Genomic DNA, 14,715 nt, shown 5'->3' with positions numbered 1-14,715 from the left:
CGAGCTGCGCTCGCGCCGGGAGACTTGGGACTCTCGGTCCACAATGGCGGCTGTCGACGGCATGCGGCAGCCTGCCGGGCCATCAGCGTTGGTCGGTGGAGGAGGTCGTCATGTCAGATGGTCAGGCAACGAAGGCGCCGTGGCTTCCGCCGCGGTGGTTCATCCGACTGGCCTGGTCGGTGCACCGGGGCCTGTACCGGGTCACCGGCAGCCGGGTCGGGCTGTGGCGACCGCGCGAGCACCGCTGGGGCACGCTGCGGCTGACCACTACCGGTCGCCGCACCGGTCAGCAGCGCAGCGTCATCATCGCGTACTTCGAGGATGGCCCGAACCTGGTCGGGGTGGCGATGAACGGGTGGGGCGAAGGCGCCCCCGCCTGGTGGCTCAACCTCCAGGCCCGCCCGGACGCGTCGGTCGAGCTGGCCGACGGGCGGCGGCTGGTGCGCGGTCGCGCCGCCACCGGCGACGAGCGGTCGCGACTGTGGCCACGCTGGCGCGAGGCTGACAAGAACTTCGACGCCCACGCCGCGCGGAGATCGTCGGAAACCACAGTGGTGGTGCTGGAACCCAGATCGGATGGCTCCCCAACGCCAGCTCAAGGGCCGAACGCGAGGTAGAGACCCAGGCCGAAGTTCACGATCAGGACGATCGCGCCGACGACGGCGAACCAGCGCTGCCAGGCCGTCCACCGGACCGTCCTCTGGGACTCGACGAGGCCCGCCTCCTCCACCCGCACCGCTGCGATCCTCTCCCGCTCACTGGCGTCGCGGCGGTCTGCGGTCACATTGGCGCTGAACAGGGTGACGTTGCCACGGAGTTCCTCGGTGAGAGACCGGAGCGCCTGGGCCATCGAATCGATCGAGCCATTGATCTTTCGCAGGTGCTCATCGTGCCCCTGTAGACGCTGCTCGATCCGGCCCGCGTCCAGACCGCGGGCATAGGCCGCCGCCTTTTCCTCGGTGTTCTCCGGGCTTGTCATTGCGACCTCATCGGCCGCGAGGACACGGCCCCGATCCCGCAATCGGGCGGCGCCACCATGGCCGCCAGCTGACCAGGCCGGCGTCGGGGCGTGGTGCTCGTGAGACTCATGAACGCCACCTCCTACTGACCCCGCACCAACCGGTCCGATACATCAGTCGTACCACTCGCAGGCCCCGAACGCCACTGTCCGAATCCGACAAAACCGCAGGTCAGAGGCGCATTCGTGGCCAGCACGCACGTCAGTGACAGGTGCCGGACCGTGGCCTGGAGAAGCCCGGGGAGGCAACTGCGGCGGTACGCCACCCCGAGCGCCTACATCCCGGGTGGTAGGCCCCTTGGCAACTCCGGCATGACGACTCACGAGCATTCCGGTACATACGCTGCCGCCTGTACCCGCCGCGCGACCGAGGGGATCCACGATGTCCGTCCGTCACCTGCTTGCCACCGCCGTAGCTGCCCCGCTCGGAGGGATCGAGCTAGCCGCACCGGTAGCCGCGCACGTCTCGGCCCAGCCGACCGCCGCCACTGCTCTCTCCATGAGTTCCGGGCGCTTCGGTGCCAGTGTGGCCGTCCTGCTGGGGCTGGTCGGAGCGGTCATCGGAGGACTGGCCCTGGCCCGCCCCGCCAGTCGCCTCGGTACCGGCGCGGGAAGCCTCGGAGCCGTCCTGGCCCTGGCGACAGGGCTGATCAGCATGGCGCTCGGCGGGCTGGTGGTGGCCACTTCCGACAGTGGTATCGGTACGGGCAACGGACGAGGCGGCGCTTTTGTGGCCCTGGCGGTCGGGGTGGTCGGCGTGGTCCTCGGCGGGCTGGCCCTGGTCCGCGCCCGGCGCACCGCTCGGCTGACCGCCTGACCGATCAGGACGCAGGGCGGCGCCCCGTTGATGGCTCCGCCGGCCAGCCCGAGCTGTGGTCAGGAACGGGCAAGCCAGCCAGGAACAGTCAGGCCGGACTCGTAGGCGAGGATCACCAACTGGGCTCGGTCCCGGGCACGTACCTTGGTCATGATCCGGCTGACATGTGTCTTGGCGGTCGCCGGGCTCAGCACCAACCGCGTCGCGATCTCGTCGTTGGAGAGGCCGGCGGCGACCAGCGTCAGCACTTCACGCTCCCGCTCGGTGAGCGCGCTCAGTCGCGGCCCAGGGTCGGGATGCTTGGCCCGGGCCGCGAACTCGGCGATCAACCGTCGGGTGATCGACGGCGCTATCAACGCGTCACCCCGGGCCACCACCCGCACTCCGTGGATCAACTCCGCTGGCTCGGTGTCCTTGACCAGGAAGCCGCTGGCACCGGCCCGCAGCGCGCCGTAGACGTAATCGTCCAGGTCGAACGTGGTCAGAATGATGACGCGAGCATCGGAGTTCGCGACGATCTCACCAGTGGCGGCCAGGCCATCGAGCCCGGGCATCCGGATGTCCATGAGCACGACATCCGGTCGCAGTTGCCGGGCTAGCCGCACCGCCTCGAATCCATCGGCAGCTTCGCCGACCACCTCGAGGCCGTCTTCACCGTCGAGAATGGACCGGAAGCCGGCCCGTACCAGGGTCTGGTCGTCGACGAGTAGCAGCCGGATCACACCTGCTCCTCCGCCGGTGCCGGGTCGGGCCGCATCGGCAGACGGGCACAGACCCGGAAGCCCCCATTCGGCTGCGAGCCCGTGGTCAGCGAACCGCCGAGCGCCCGCGCCCGCTCCCGCATTCCGAGGATCCCGCTGCCCGGCGAACCCGGCTGGCCGGTGCCGTCGTCCTCGACCTCCACGAGCACGTCGTCGTGATCGGGCCGGACCCGGACCACCGCGGCCGTGGCACTCGCGTGACGCGCCACGTTGGTGAGCGCCTCCTGGACGATCCGATACACCGCCAGATCGACCTCCGGCGGTAGCGACCGTGTCTCGGCCAACTCGGTGCGGATCTCCAGCTCCGGCCGGGCGGCCGTCCTGATCAGGTCGCCGAGGCGGTTCAGACCGGGTGCGGGCACGACCGCCGGGGCAGCCTCCTGCCGCAGTGCGCCCAGCGTCGCGCGCAACTCACTCAACGTCTCCTTGCTGGTCTGTTTTATCGCGGTGAGGGCCTGCTCGGACCGGACCGGGTCGGGTCGGTGCAACGCGGCGCTGGCCTGCACGTTGATCAACGACAGGTGGTGGCCGAGCACGTCGTGCAACTCCCGGGCAATGCGCAACCGCTCCTCGGTGGCCCGTCGCCGGGCCTCCTCCTCCATCCGCTGCTCGGCGACGACCGCTCGGGCCTGTGCCTCGGCGAGGTAGGCGCGGCGGTTGCGGGTCACGCCGACGATGACCGCGACGAGCCAACCGGCGTGCAGCAGCGTCGCCCCGTTCATGGTGTTCGGGGACCGGTTGTAGCTGTCGGCCACGGCGAAGGCGATCACCGAGGCGAGACCGAGCCCGATGGCGACCGCGAGAAACCCCTCGTCGACGACGGTGTAAAGCGCCACGACGAACACCAACATGATCGGGCCGGGCCGGTGCAGCAACGCCCCGTACGCGCCGATCGCGGCCAGTGCTACGACACCCACCGGCACCGGGTGGCGGCGGCGGACGTACAGCGCACCGGAGGAGAGCAGCACCGCCAGCAGCGCCGCCCATTCGGCGGCGGTGTCGATGCCGCGCGACTGCACCAGCAGGCCCATGACGGCGACCAGACCAACGGCGAGCACCAGGACCACGTCCGCCGTCCGGCCCCGCCACCCTGACATGCGCCGAAGCCTAGCCTTCCGCAGGTGAGCGGGAGAAGGTCTGACGGCCGAGGCTGGCAGCGCGGCCTTTCACTGGGCGGTCTGGGTGTGCTGGTGGCCCTCGGCCAGGTTCGCGTCGTAGCCGGCGGCCTGGAGGGCGAACAGTTCGGCGTACCGGCCGCCGGTGGCGACGAGGTCGGCGTGCGTGCCGGCCTCGACCAGCCGACCGTGGTGCAGGACGAAGATCCGGTCGGCGTGCCGGACGTTGGCGAGCCGGTGCGTGATGAGGATCGTGGTGGCACGACCTCTCCGGTCTCGAATGGTCTGGAACAGGGCGTCCTCGGCGCGGGGGTCGAGCGCGGAGGACGGCTCATCCATGATCAGCAGTTCGGCGTCACGCAGGAACCCGCGAGCCGCGGTGATGCGCTGCCACTGCCCACCGGAGAGGTCCTGGCCTCGCGCGAAGGTCCGGTCGAGCAGCGTCTCGTACCCGTGCGGAAGTCCGTTGATCATGTCGTGGGCGACCGCGCGGCCGGCGGCGGCCTCGATGCGGTCCTGCCGGGCCTCGCTGTCGACGTCGCCGATGGCGATGTTCGTGGCCGCGGTGAACGGCCACTTGTGGTATTCCTGCGTCACCACCGCGATGCGGGCCCGCAGCCCGTCGACGTCCCAGTCCGACAACGGGCGGCCGTTCCACTCGATACCGCCCTCGGTGGGGGCGCGGAGGCCGGCGATCATTGCGGCGAGGGTCGTCTTGCCCGAGCCGTTCTCCCCGACGAATGCGACAGTCTGCCCCGCGGTGATCGTCAACGTGACGCCGTCGACGGCGGGGTCGTGCCGATCGGGGTAGCGCAGGCTCACCTCGTCGACGGTCAACTCCCGCAGCCGATCCGGGTCGGCCGCGGCTACGGGTCCGGTGCTGGCCGGCAGGTAGGCGTCGGCGCGGTTCATGAAGCCGGTGTAGTCGCCGAAGTGCTGCCCCTCGGTGTAGACGTGGTCGACCTGAAAGGTGGCGATGGCCAGGGACCGTTGCGCGGACTGCACCGCGATGACGCAGGTCGCCGCGGCGGCGAGCGGGATCTGCCCGTCGAGGAGCAGCAACCCGAGCAGGGCGTAGACGGTGCCGGTCGCGAGGCCACCGACGATCGCGCCGACCGTGGTGGTCGTGGTGACCCGCCGGGCGAGGGCGAGCTGGATGTCGGTCTCCACCTGCATCACCCGGTCGTACTGGTCGAGCAGGAACCGGCGTAGCCCGTAGGAGCGCAATTCCGGGGCCGAGGCACGTTCGGCCATCAACTTGTGCAGCAGCCACAGTCGACGTCGGCGCACCGATCCGGCGGTGTACGTCTGGTAGCGCAGATGCCCGGCCCGCAACGACGCCCACGCGTTGGGCACCGTGGCGACCAGCAGCGCCAGCAGCAGCAGCGGATGGATGATGATGACGGCGGCCGCCACGGCGAGCAGCCCGGCCAGCCCGGCGAGCAGGTTCATCGACGCCTGCACCAGCCCGATCGTCGACTCGGTGCCTCGAGAGGCGCGTTCCATGTCGTCGGCGAACGCGTCGGCGTCGAACGCCTCCAACCGGACCGCTGTGGACACCTCGAACAGGCCCCGCTCCACCTCACGGCTCACCCGAGGCGTCAAGCCGTTCTGCGCGTACCCGGTGGCGATGCCCATCCCCGCGCGGAGCGCGACCGTCGCCGCCAGCACGGCCAGCGCGGGCAGTGCCGCCCGTACCTTGTCCGCGGTTGGTCCGCCGGCGAACAGCTCCACCAACACCCGCTGCGTGGCCAACAGGCCGAAGGCCGCCATCACCCCCGCGCCGACCGTGGCCGCGCCCACCACACCGGTACGGAGCCGGTCCGCGCGCCAACTGATACCGAGGGCTGTCCAGACGAGCCTGGGCAGCTCCGCGAAGACGGCGAAGACGCCGGCCTCCGCGCGCGCCCGCACCCCCGTCTCCCACCACATCTCCCGCAGCTCCGGCAGCACCGACTCCGTGCGCCCGGGGTGAGGCTTGCCGGGATTGAAGCGGTGGGTCTCTGCGGTGGCGGTCTCGCTCATGGACGTACCTCCGGCGGCGCAGCCGTCGCCTTTCCCTGCCGGGCCGGCGGGGTGGCGGCTTTCTGGAGGATTGGACCACCCGGACATAGCTCTCGGCAATCGCCCGAACACTCGCCGTCATGGATGCGATATTGCCGGGAAGGTGTCCTGGCGCGTCACCGCGCGCGCAGAACGTCGAGGTGCGCTCGCAGCGCCGCGGCGATCTCGCCCGCCGCGACGATCTGCTCCGGGGTGAGGGCGTCGACGAAGAGCTCCCGGATGGCGCGCAGGTGGGGAAAGGTGGCTCCCCTGAAGGCCTCGGCGCCGGCCGTCGTGAGCAGCACCTCCGCCCCGCGGGGAACCGTGGCGCACTCCTGGCGGCGAATCAGGCCGCGCCGCTCCATCCGCCCGAGATGGTGGGAGAGCCGGCTCCGCTCCCAACCGATGTGCAAGGCGAGTTCGGACGACCGCATGGCCTGACCCTCCGCCTCGCTGAGGGCGAGGAGCACGGAGTAGTCCCCGGTCGAGAGCGAGGAGTCGCCCTGTAGGCGGGACTCGAGCCGGGAGCCGAGCGCTGCCGTCGTCTCGATGAAGTCCCGCCAGATTCGCAGTTCGTCGGCGGTCGGGAGTTGGCGTCCGCCCCGCCGGCCGGCTGTGGCCTCCGTCATCTCACTCTCCTGGGAATTGACGCGTCAATCGCCAAGTTAGCATTATTGACACGTCAACCGGTAGGCCCGCTTCCGCGGGTCGCCGGCGGATTGCACCGAGGAGGAGACGATGGCAGCTGCAGACTTCGAGCTGGGGCTCAACTCGTTCGGGGAGGTGGCCACCGACGGCGACCGGGTCCTGAGCGACGCCGAGACCGTACGGCTACTCGTGAACGAGGCACGGCTCGCCGAGTCGGCCGGAATCGACGTGTTCAGCGTCGGTGAGCACTACCGCGAGGGCCACAACGACTCGGCGACACCCGTGTTGCTGGCGGCGGTCGCGACGGCGACCGAGCGAATTCGCCTCGGCACCTCGGTCACAGTGCTCAGCACCAACGACCCGGTACGGCTGTACCACGAGTTCTCCACCCTCGACGCCGTCTCCAACGGCCGCGCCCAGATTGTCCTCGGCCGCGCATCGGCGACCGAGTCGTTTCCGCTGTTCGGTTACGACCTGGCCGACTACGAGCGGTTGTTCGAGGAGAAGCTGGACCTCTTCCTGCGGCTTCAGCAGGACGAACCGGTCACCTGGTCCGGCACGGTACGAACCCCGTTGACCGCGCAGCGGCTGTACCCACGGATGCAGGCCGGCGGCATCCCGACCTGGATCGGCGTCGGGGGAAGCCCGAACTCGGTGATCCGCGCCGCCCGGCACGGACGTCCGCTCATGCTCGCGATCATCGGCGGGCGTCCGCAGCGCTTCGCCGGCCACGTCGACCTCTACACCAGGGCGCTCGAACAATTCGGGCATACCCTGCAGCCAATCGGGCAGCACTCACTCGGCCTTGTCGCAGACACCGACGAGGAGGCGGTGGAGACGTGGTGGCGATACTGGCAGCCGGTCGTGGCGGCCCTGGCCGCCGAACGCGGCTTCTACAAACCGGACCGCGCGCGCTACGAGGCCGAAATCGACCACGGGGCGCTCTTCGTCGGTTCACCCGAGACGGTGGCGCAGAAGATCGCCAAGGTCGCTCGCGACCTGCGACTGAGCCGCTTCGACCTGAAGTACGACATCATGCACCTGCCCCGCGAGGCACGCGCGCGCACCATCCAACTGCTGGGCAGTGAGGTCGCGCCGCGGGTCCGGGAGCTGCTGGCGAAGGAGCCCAACCATGTCTGATCTGCTGTTCGGCCTGGACACGTTCGGCGACGTACCGGAGGACGACAACGGCAAGCTCGTCTCCCACGCGGCGGCGATCCGGCAGGTCGTCGACGAAGCCGTGCTCGCCGACCAACTCGGGGTCGACGTCATCGCCCTGGGCGAGCACCACCGGCCGGAGTACTCGGTCTCCACACCGGAGACGGTGCTGGCCGGAATCGCCACCCGCACCTCGCGGATCCGGTTGGCCTCCGGCGTGACCGTGCTGAGTTCGGACGACCCGGTACGGGTGTTCCAGCGCTTCGCCACAGTGGACGCGCTGTCGAACGGCCGAGCCGAGGTCATCCTCGGTCGCGGCTCGTTCACCGAGTCGTTCCCGCTCTTCGGTTACGACCTGCGCGACTACGACACGCTGTTCGAGGAGAAGATCGACCTGTTCGTCAAGTTGCTGGACGAGAGGCCGGTCACCTGGAGCGGCACCCTGCGCGCCCCACTGGAGAACGCCGACGTGTTCCCGAAGACCGAATCGGGTCATCTGGACACCTGGGTCGGTGTGGGTGGGTCGCCGCAGTCGGTCGTCCGCACCGCCCAGTACGGGCTCCCACTCATGCTCGCCATCATCGGCGGCGCCCCCGAGCGCTTCGCGCCCTACATCGACCTGTACCGCCGGGCGGCCGACCAGCTCGGTACGACCGCGCACCCGGTCGGCATGCACTCGCCGGGCTTCATCGCCGACACCGACGAGCAGGCCAAGGAGATTTACTGGCCGCACTACCGGATCATGCGGGACCGGATCGGCAAACTGCGGGGCTGGCCACCGATCCGCCGTCAGGAGTTCGACTCCGAGGTGGAGAACGGCTCCCTCTACATCGGTTCACCGGAGACGGTGGCCCGCCGGATGGCCCGCGCGATCCGCAGCCTCGGCGTCGGCCGGTTCGACCTCATCTACTCGGCCGGAGCGCAACCCGCCAGCGCCCGGATGCGCGCCGTGGAACTCTACGGCTCGAAGGTGATCCCCATGGTCCGCGAACTGCTGGCCTGATCAGCACTCCCATGCGAGAGGACGACATGAACGACAACGACCGGAGCCGGCCCGCGACCCTCGGCATCCTCGGGGCCGGCAAGGTGGGCACGGTGCTCGCCCGGCTCGCCGTCGCCGCCGGCTACCGGGTACGGGTGGCCGGCTCCGGCGACCCGGCGAAGATCGCCCTCACCGTCGAGGTCCTCGCCCCCGGGGCCGAGGCCACCACGGCGGTCGACGCGGCGGCCGACGCCGACGTCGTCATCCTCGCCCTGCCCCTGGGCAAGTACCGCAGCGTTCCCGCCGAGGCGTTGCGCGGCAAGCTGGTCGTCGACGCCATGAACTACTGGTGGGAGATCGACGGCATCCGCGACGACCTCACCAACCCGCGTACCTCGTCGAGCGAGACCGTCCAGGCGTTCCTGTCCGGCTCGCGCGTCGTGAAGGCGTTCAACCACATGGGCTACCACGACCTGGAGGACGAGGCCCGGCCAGCGGGGGTGACCGGCCGCAAGGCCATCGCGATCGCCGGCGACGACAACGCCGACCTCACCGAGGTCGCGGCCCTGGTGGACGCGCTCGGCTTCGATCCGGTCGTCGCCGGCCCGCTGGCCGAGGGGGTACGGCTCGAACCGGGCAGCGAGTTGTTCGGCGCCAACGTGAGCGCCGACGAGGTACGCGCCATGCTCGACCGCTTCGGAGAGTCGGAGCGGGGACGGACCATCACCGCTGCCCGAGCCTCGGCCTCACCCGAGGCCGCCTAGACGCCGAAGGCCGCCCGCGGTTCGAGGTGCTGGCCCACGGCGTACTCCTGGTCGAAGTCGGTCGGGCCGAGCGCCTCGGTCGCGGCGGCGCGCATCCTGGCGAGGTCCGCCGCGTCGTCCGGGTCCGGCACCTGGCCGAGCGCCGCGAACGCGGCGTCCGCGACACCGATCATCCGGGCCGCGCGGGAGTGGTCCCCCTCGGCGGTCGCGAGCGCGGCGCCCGCAACGCAGACGTACGGCACGAAGTCGGCCCAGCCGTTGTGGAACACCCGCTCGCGGTTCTCGGCGAACAGTGTCCGGGCCGCGTCCAGGTTGCCCAGCCCCAACTCGCAGAACGCGAGGTTGTGAAATTCGGAGTTGACCGTCTTGGGTTGGCCGAGCGCCTCGTTGAGCGCGATGCTCTCCCGGTACAGGTCCCGGGCGCGGAGCAGGTCGCCGGACATCCTCGCCACGCCGGCCAGCACGTGCCGCGGTCGCTCCTCCAGGGCCCGGTCACCGGAGCGCAGCGCCACCGCGAGAGCCTCCCGGGCCCGCGCCTCTCCGCCCGGCAGGTCGCCGCCGCGAATGGCGACCCGGGCGAGGCTGTACCGGGCCTCCACCTCGCCCGCCAGGTCACCGGCCGCCTGGGCCCGCTCGATCTCGGCCTCGCTCATCCGCACCACGGCGTCGGTCTCTCCTCGGCGAAACGCCGAGCGCACGTTCTCACTGAAGGTCATGGCTCTCTCCCCCATCACTGACACCGCCCGGCCGAAATCGTTGTTCACCGCGCGTGGAACATGGTCCAGGTCTCCACGAGCGCGAAGCCCATCGACTCGTAGAGCGGCCGACCCATCACGCTGGTGTGCAGGTAGGCGGCGTCCGCGCCGGCCGCGATGCCGTCCCGCAGAACCGTCTCGGTGATCACCCGGCCCAGGCCACGACCCCGGGCGGACGGAACGACGGCGATGTTGAACACGCCGACCACCCCTGAGGTCCGCAGCCCGAGCCCGGTACCGACGGGCCAGCCGGACTCCTCGGCCAGGTAGCCGGTGATGGGGTCGGCGTCGAGCACCGCACCCCCCATCAGTGATCCGAAGAGGCCCTCGGGAACCTCGAAGCTCCGGGTGAGGGCGTCGGTGTAGAGGTCGTTCTCGGCGGCGCCGACCTGACGCACCGAGGGGCGCTCTGCCGAGGTGGCGCGGAAGGTGAGGTCGTCCGCCGCGCAGGCCAGCAGGGGCAGCTCACTGCGTTCGAGGAGGCCGTGCCGGGCCGCGAGGTCGACGACCTGGTCGCCCGCCTCCCCCCGAACGATGATCGACCAGTGCGCGGCCTGCCTGCCGACCTCGGCGGCCATCTCGTCGAGCGACCCGAGATCGGGCTCGGTGGACCTGTCGTAGGCCGCGTTGAGCGTCGCGGCGCCGGCCTGGGTCACGCCCGCGCGGGCGGTACCCCGCTCGGCGTAACCGCCCTTCGGGGTCACCCTGCACAGCGTCTCGAAGGCGTCGAAGTACGCCGCCGCCATCCGATCGGCGGTGATACTCATGACGGGACTCCCTAGACCGGTCGTTCTTCTTCGGTCGACAACCTAGCCACTGATCACGCTGACCAGCAAATCACGGGCACGAGGACCGCCACCTGCGGTCCGGCTTCGAACCGATCAGGAATCGAGAAGCCCGACAGCGCCGAGCGGCCTAGCCTTTCCCCAGGTGAACGGCAGCACGCCGACCTGGACGACGAGAGGGAGCCCGAGAATGTCCGCGAAGACCACGACCGTGTCCGACGGCTTCAGCCCCGAGGAGCGGGCCGCGATGAAGGAGCGCGCCGACGAGCTGCGCGCCGAGGGCAAGAAGGGCGCCAAGAAGGCGGACGGGCTGCAAGCGGTCCTCGACCGGATCGCGCAGATGGAGCCGGAGGACCGCGCGCTCGCCGAGCGCGTGCACGTGACGGTGACCGCCGCCGCCCCGGGCCTGACGCCAAAGACCTGGTACGGAATGCCCGCCTACGCGAACGAGGACGGCAAGATCGTCGTCTTCTTCCAGGACTCGGGCAAGTTCAACTACCGGTACTCGACACTGGGCTTCCAGGACCCGGCCAACCTCGACGACGGGGATCTCTGGCCGGTGGCGTACGCGTTGCGGCAGTGGAGCCCGGCCGTGGAGAAGAAGATCACCGAGCTGGTGCGGACGGCGATCTCCTGACCCTCCCCCACTGCGTCCGTAGCGCCGCCGCAGGGCGCACCGGAAGGCGCTCAGAACGGTGTCGCATTTATCGACATGTGAGAATGTCGGGTCAGCCGGCGCAGTCGGGTGGATTCCTGTCGGAGGGGCCGGCCATGATCCCGCTCGGAGCGACGCGGTGTCGCTCCAGACGGGGGGATCATGTCGTACCGATCAGCTTCCGCACGGGTCCGCGCCGCACTGCCGCGCCGGGTTGCCAGTGCGACCGCCGCAGTGACCATGGTCGCGGTCGGCATCGCTGGGCCGGCCGCCGCCGGTGGGGTGGCCGGGGCGGTCGATGACCCGACGCTGCCCACGTCGGCCATCTCCCTGACCGCACCCGCCTCCGCGACCGCCCTCGACCCGATCACCATCACCGGCCGGCTCACCCTCGAGGACGGCGCCGATCCGGGGGTGCAGCAGATAATGGTCAACCGCGTCGTGCCGGACGAGACCTGGACGACGCTCTTCACCACCACCGCGGTCGACGGCACCTTCACCCTCACTGACACTCCTCCGCTGAGCGGCCACCTCCGCTACGACGCCTACTGGTTCCCGACCGAGAACTACCAGTTCAGCACCGCCTCGGTGACCGTCCCGGTCGCCGCTCGCGCAGCGACGCTCACCCTCGCCGGGCCGACGAACGGCAGGGACGGCAGGCAGCTGTCGCTCGCCGGCACGCTGGGCCTCGACGGCAAGGCCCCCGCGCAGCCACAGGAGCTGGTGGTGAGCCGGATGATCTGGAACAACCGCCTCGACGGTGCTTTCCAGCAACTGTCCAACGTCACCACCGACAGCCGGGGGGCCTTCACCGTCCTCGACACGCCCACCCAGGGCGGCCGGCACGTCTACACCGTCAGCTGGCACGGCGACTCGGTGTACGCGGCGTCGTCCGCCAGTCACGAGATCACCGTGTCGTCGCCGGATTCGCACATCTCCGGGCAGGTGGTGGACCCGGCGTACCTCGGGTTGGCGTTCCGGGTCACCGGCGCCGTGACCTACGACGACGGAGCCTGCGCGGGCCCGACAGTGGTCCAGGTGAGCCGGCGGATCAACGGAGGCGCGGCGCAGCGACTGCCGAACGTCACCACCGACGCCTCCTGCGGCTTCGGCTTCGACGACACCGTGAGCAGGACCGGTCAGGTGGCCTACACCGTGACGTGGGACGGCAACTCCACCCACCGCAGGACCACCGGCACCATCACCGGCACCGTGCAGAAGCGGCCGTCCGGCATCGAGGCCACGTCGCCCGACCGCACCCTTCTGAACGGCCAGCAGGCGGTCATCGAGGGCAGGGTCACCGGCGGCAACGCGGAGTCGATCGGCGCGAACCTACGCCTGACGGTGCGGCGGATCGGCCCGGACGGCTCGTCGGTCGACCTGCCGAGAGTCACCACCGCCGAGGACGGCACCTTCTCCTACCGCGACTCGCCACCGACCATGGACGCCAGCACCTACCCGCAGTTCCAGTACGAGTTCACCTGGAGCGGCAACGCCACGTACCAGGCGAGCAGCACGAGCGTCTACTTCTACATAGTGCCGCCGGACTGCGCCTGCTGATGCGGTCGTGACCGCCGTCCGCCTGGTCAGCCGGGCGGGCGGCGGTACACCGGACTTCGACGAGTGGCAGCCCCTACCCCACCGACAGCGATCTAGGCGAGGATCGAGGGCCGGAGCCCGACGGAGGCAGGTGGTGCGCACGATGCGGTGCAAGCCGACAGCGGCGAGACGAGTTGCCCGGTGACGAGCCGGGCCGGCGAGGTGTTCGAGACGAGTCGGGCGGTGTCCGACATCCAGTCGTTGCTCGCCGCTGACCTGCCCACGGGCGGCCTACCGGTCAGTGAGGGAGACCCGGTCACCGGTGAGTGGACCGGCACCCGAGGCGAGGGCTTTCGGATCGTCCCACTCTGGGAGAGCGAAGCCCTGACGGGTGTGTACGGCGCCGAATGGAACGAGGCTGAGGATGCCGCCGAGGCGAACCTGGCCCTCGTGGCAGCGGAGTTGGACCGGAGGTGGGGCGCGCACCGCAAGGTCTCCATGCGGGTGCCGCTGTTTCGGGATCAGGCCGGTGAACCGATGCCGGCGCTGTTCCAGTCGCTCTGCGACCTGGACTGCTACGGCGACCTGACGGTCTGGGGGCCGACGGAGACCGAGGGTCGGTGGATCGCGGTCTCGGTCAACCAGAGTGACGGCGACGCCCCCATGATCATGACGGTGGTTGTCAGTCAACTACCGATCATCGAACTGTCGGACTGACCCGCCCCTGCGCCCACGGCCCGGTGCGGGGGGGTCAACGACGTTGCCCACAGCTCCTATGGTTCGGGCATGTCGATCACAGACCATGCGCTGGCCATCGAGGCGGCGGAAGCTGGAGCCGCAGTTGTGCGCTCCCGGTACGGCTCAACACTGACCCGCGTCATGAAGACCGCCGGTGACTTCGCCACCGCCGCCGACGTCGAGGCCGAGCAGGCCATCCTGGACATCCTGGGTGAGGCGCGTCCGGACGACGCCGTGGTGGCCGAGGAGAGCGGGCGCACGGGTACGGGCGACAACGGACGCACCTGGCTGGTCGACCCGTTGTGCGGCACGTTGAACTTTGCCGCGCGGACCGCGCTGGCCTCGGTCAACGTCGCCCTGCGCACCGGGTCGGACGTCACCGTGGCGGCCTCGGTGGACCCGTTCGCCGATGAGGTGTTCTGGACCGACGGCACCGCCGCGTACGTCCGGGGCGCGGGGACGGACGAGCGACTCGTCCCGTCGGCCGACTCGACGCTGGTCGACCTCAACCTCGACCCGCCCTTCCCCAACCGGGACGTCTTCCTGGCCGCCCGCATGCTCGCGGACGAGGGCTTCCTCGAACAGTTCCGGCCCCGGGTGGTCTCCACCAGCCTCGCCGTGGCCTGGGTCGCCGCCGGGCGCCGCGCCGCCTATGTGACCGATCGCCACGACCTGCGGAACAGCGTCCACTTCGCGGCCGGAATCGCGCTCTGCCAGGCGGCCGGCTGCGTCGTCACCGGGCTCGACGGCCAGCCGCTGCACACCGGTGGGGACGGTCTCGTCGCGGCCGCGGACGAGCGGACGCACGCCGCCCTGCTGACGCTCATCCGGAAACAAGGCTCGCGATCGACTCGACCTTGACATGAAGTGCGGTTGAGGTTCTAGCGTCCCTAGATGATCACGTCAGGGCCGCCGCGCCCGGACGTACGTCTGCCGA

Annotated in this window: 16 protein-coding genes; 9 read left to right on the top strand and 7 right to left on the bottom strand. The window is 70.3% G+C overall.

The window, feature by feature from the left end; translation table 11 throughout:
* Positions 1-110 precede the first annotated feature (110 nt).
* Positions 111-617, top strand: a complete 507-nt coding sequence (locus ACQRWP_RS04085; RefSeq protein WP_430500865.1) for a nitroreductase/quinone reductase family protein — start codon at positions 111-113, stop codon at positions 615-617.
* Here ACQRWP_RS04085 and ACQRWP_RS04080 read toward each other — a convergent pair.
* Positions 596-979, bottom strand: coding sequence for a hypothetical protein (locus tag ACQRWP_RS04080; RefSeq protein ID WP_430500864.1), 384 nt, complete (start codon positions 977-979; stop codon positions 596-598). The two genes, ACQRWP_RS04085 and ACQRWP_RS04080, sit on opposite strands and share 22 nt — an antisense overlap.
* Before the next feature lie 421 nt (positions 980-1,400).
* On the opposite strand from ACQRWP_RS04080, the gene ACQRWP_RS04075 reads away from it, so the two are divergent.
* Positions 1,401-1,835 carry a DUF6223 family protein gene (locus ACQRWP_RS04075; protein WP_430500863.1) on the top strand — a complete coding sequence of 145 codons (435 nt, stop codon included), beginning with the start codon at positions 1,401-1,403 and terminating at the stop codon, positions 1,833-1,835.
* Between the two features lie 59 nt (positions 1,836-1,894).
* On the opposite strand, the gene ACQRWP_RS04070 is transcribed toward ACQRWP_RS04075, so the two are convergent.
* The 4 genes from ACQRWP_RS04070 to ACQRWP_RS04055 form a co-directional block, all read right to left on the bottom strand.
* Entirely contained in the window at positions 1,895-2,557 is a 663-nt protein-coding gene (locus ACQRWP_RS04070) for a response regulator (protein WP_430500862.1), read from the bottom strand.
* The gene (locus ACQRWP_RS04065; RefSeq protein WP_430500861.1) at positions 2,554-3,693 is read right to left on the bottom strand and encodes a sensor histidine kinase; all 1,140 of its coding nucleotides are present in this window, start codon (positions 3,691-3,693) and stop codon (positions 2,554-2,556) included. Before ACQRWP_RS04065 ends, ACQRWP_RS04070 begins: the two co-directional genes overlap by 4 nt.
* Positions 3,694-3,762: 69 nt before the next feature.
* Positions 3,763-5,736, bottom strand: a complete 1,974-nt coding sequence (locus tag ACQRWP_RS04060) for an ABC transporter ATP-binding protein (RefSeq protein WP_430500860.1) — start codon at positions 5,734-5,736, stop codon at positions 3,763-3,765.
* A gap of 155 nt (positions 5,737-5,891) precedes the next feature.
* Positions 5,892-6,383 (bottom strand): MarR family winged helix-turn-helix transcriptional regulator, encoded by a 492-nt coding sequence (locus ACQRWP_RS04055; protein ID WP_430500859.1) that lies wholly within the window; start codon positions 6,381-6,383, stop codon positions 5,892-5,894.
* A gap of 109 nt (positions 6,384-6,492) precedes the next feature.
* On the opposite strand from ACQRWP_RS04055, the gene ACQRWP_RS04050 reads away from it, so the two are divergent.
* From ACQRWP_RS04050 to ACQRWP_RS04040, 3 genes are read left to right on the top strand one after another with little or no spacing between them, the layout of a single operon-like run.
* Positions 6,493-7,542, top strand: coding sequence for an LLM class flavin-dependent oxidoreductase (locus ACQRWP_RS04050; protein ID WP_430500858.1), 1,050 nt, complete (start codon positions 6,493-6,495; stop codon positions 7,540-7,542).
* Positions 7,535-8,563, top strand: coding sequence for an LLM class flavin-dependent oxidoreductase (locus ACQRWP_RS04045; protein ID WP_430500857.1), 1,029 nt, complete (start codon positions 7,535-7,537; stop codon positions 8,561-8,563). The genes ACQRWP_RS04050 and ACQRWP_RS04045 overlap by 8 nt, the downstream gene beginning before the upstream one ends.
* Before the next feature lie 11 nt (positions 8,564-8,574).
* Complete coding sequence (locus ACQRWP_RS04040) at positions 8,575-9,306, top strand: NADPH-dependent F420 reductase (RefSeq protein ID WP_430500856.1); 732 nt, start codon at positions 8,575-8,577, stop codon at positions 9,304-9,306.
* Here the strand turns inward: ACQRWP_RS04040 and ACQRWP_RS04035 are convergent.
* Positions 9,303-10,022, bottom strand: a complete 720-nt coding sequence (locus ACQRWP_RS04035; RefSeq protein WP_430500855.1) for a tetratricopeptide repeat protein — start codon at positions 10,020-10,022, stop codon at positions 9,303-9,305. The genes ACQRWP_RS04040 and ACQRWP_RS04035 overlap by 4 nt on opposite strands.
* Before the next feature lie 44 nt (positions 10,023-10,066).
* Positions 10,067-10,828: a GNAT family N-acetyltransferase gene (locus ACQRWP_RS04030; RefSeq protein ID WP_430500854.1), complete on the bottom strand. Its 762-nt coding sequence runs from the start codon at positions 10,826-10,828 to the stop codon at positions 10,067-10,069.
* Positions 10,829-11,036: 208 nt separating this feature from the next.
* Here ACQRWP_RS04030 and ACQRWP_RS04025 point away from each other — a divergent pair, with 208 nt between their 5' ends.
* The 4 genes from ACQRWP_RS04025 to ACQRWP_RS04010 all read left to right on the top strand — a co-directional run bounded on the left by ACQRWP_RS04025 (position 11,037) and on the right by ACQRWP_RS04010 (position 14,639).
* Positions 11,037-11,483: an iron chaperone gene (locus tag ACQRWP_RS04025; protein ID WP_430500853.1), complete on the top strand. Its 447-nt coding sequence runs from the start codon at positions 11,037-11,039 to the stop codon at positions 11,481-11,483.
* A gap of 180 nt (positions 11,484-11,663) precedes the next feature.
* The gene (locus tag ACQRWP_RS04020; protein WP_430500852.1) at positions 11,664-13,061 is read left to right on the top strand and encodes a hypothetical protein; all 1,398 of its coding nucleotides are present in this window, start codon (positions 11,664-11,666) and stop codon (positions 13,059-13,061) included.
* Positions 13,062-13,241: 180 nt separating this feature from the next.
* A complete protein-coding gene (locus ACQRWP_RS04015) occupies positions 13,242-13,757 on the top strand; it encodes a hypothetical protein (protein ID WP_430500851.1) in 516 nt (171 codons plus the stop codon).
* A gap of 69 nt (positions 13,758-13,826) precedes the next feature.
* A complete protein-coding gene (locus ACQRWP_RS04010; protein ID WP_430500850.1) occupies positions 13,827-14,639 on the top strand; it encodes an inositol monophosphatase family protein in 813 nt (270 codons plus the stop codon).
* The last annotated feature ends 76 nt before the right edge of the window (positions 14,640-14,715 follow it).

Origin of the sequence: Micromonospora trifolii (assembly GCF_050516465.1) — a bacterium.
GTDB lineage: Bacteria > Actinomycetota > Actinomycetes > Mycobacteriales > Micromonosporaceae > Micromonospora > Micromonospora trifolii.
This window is presented reverse-complemented; position numbering and strand designations above follow the sequence as displayed.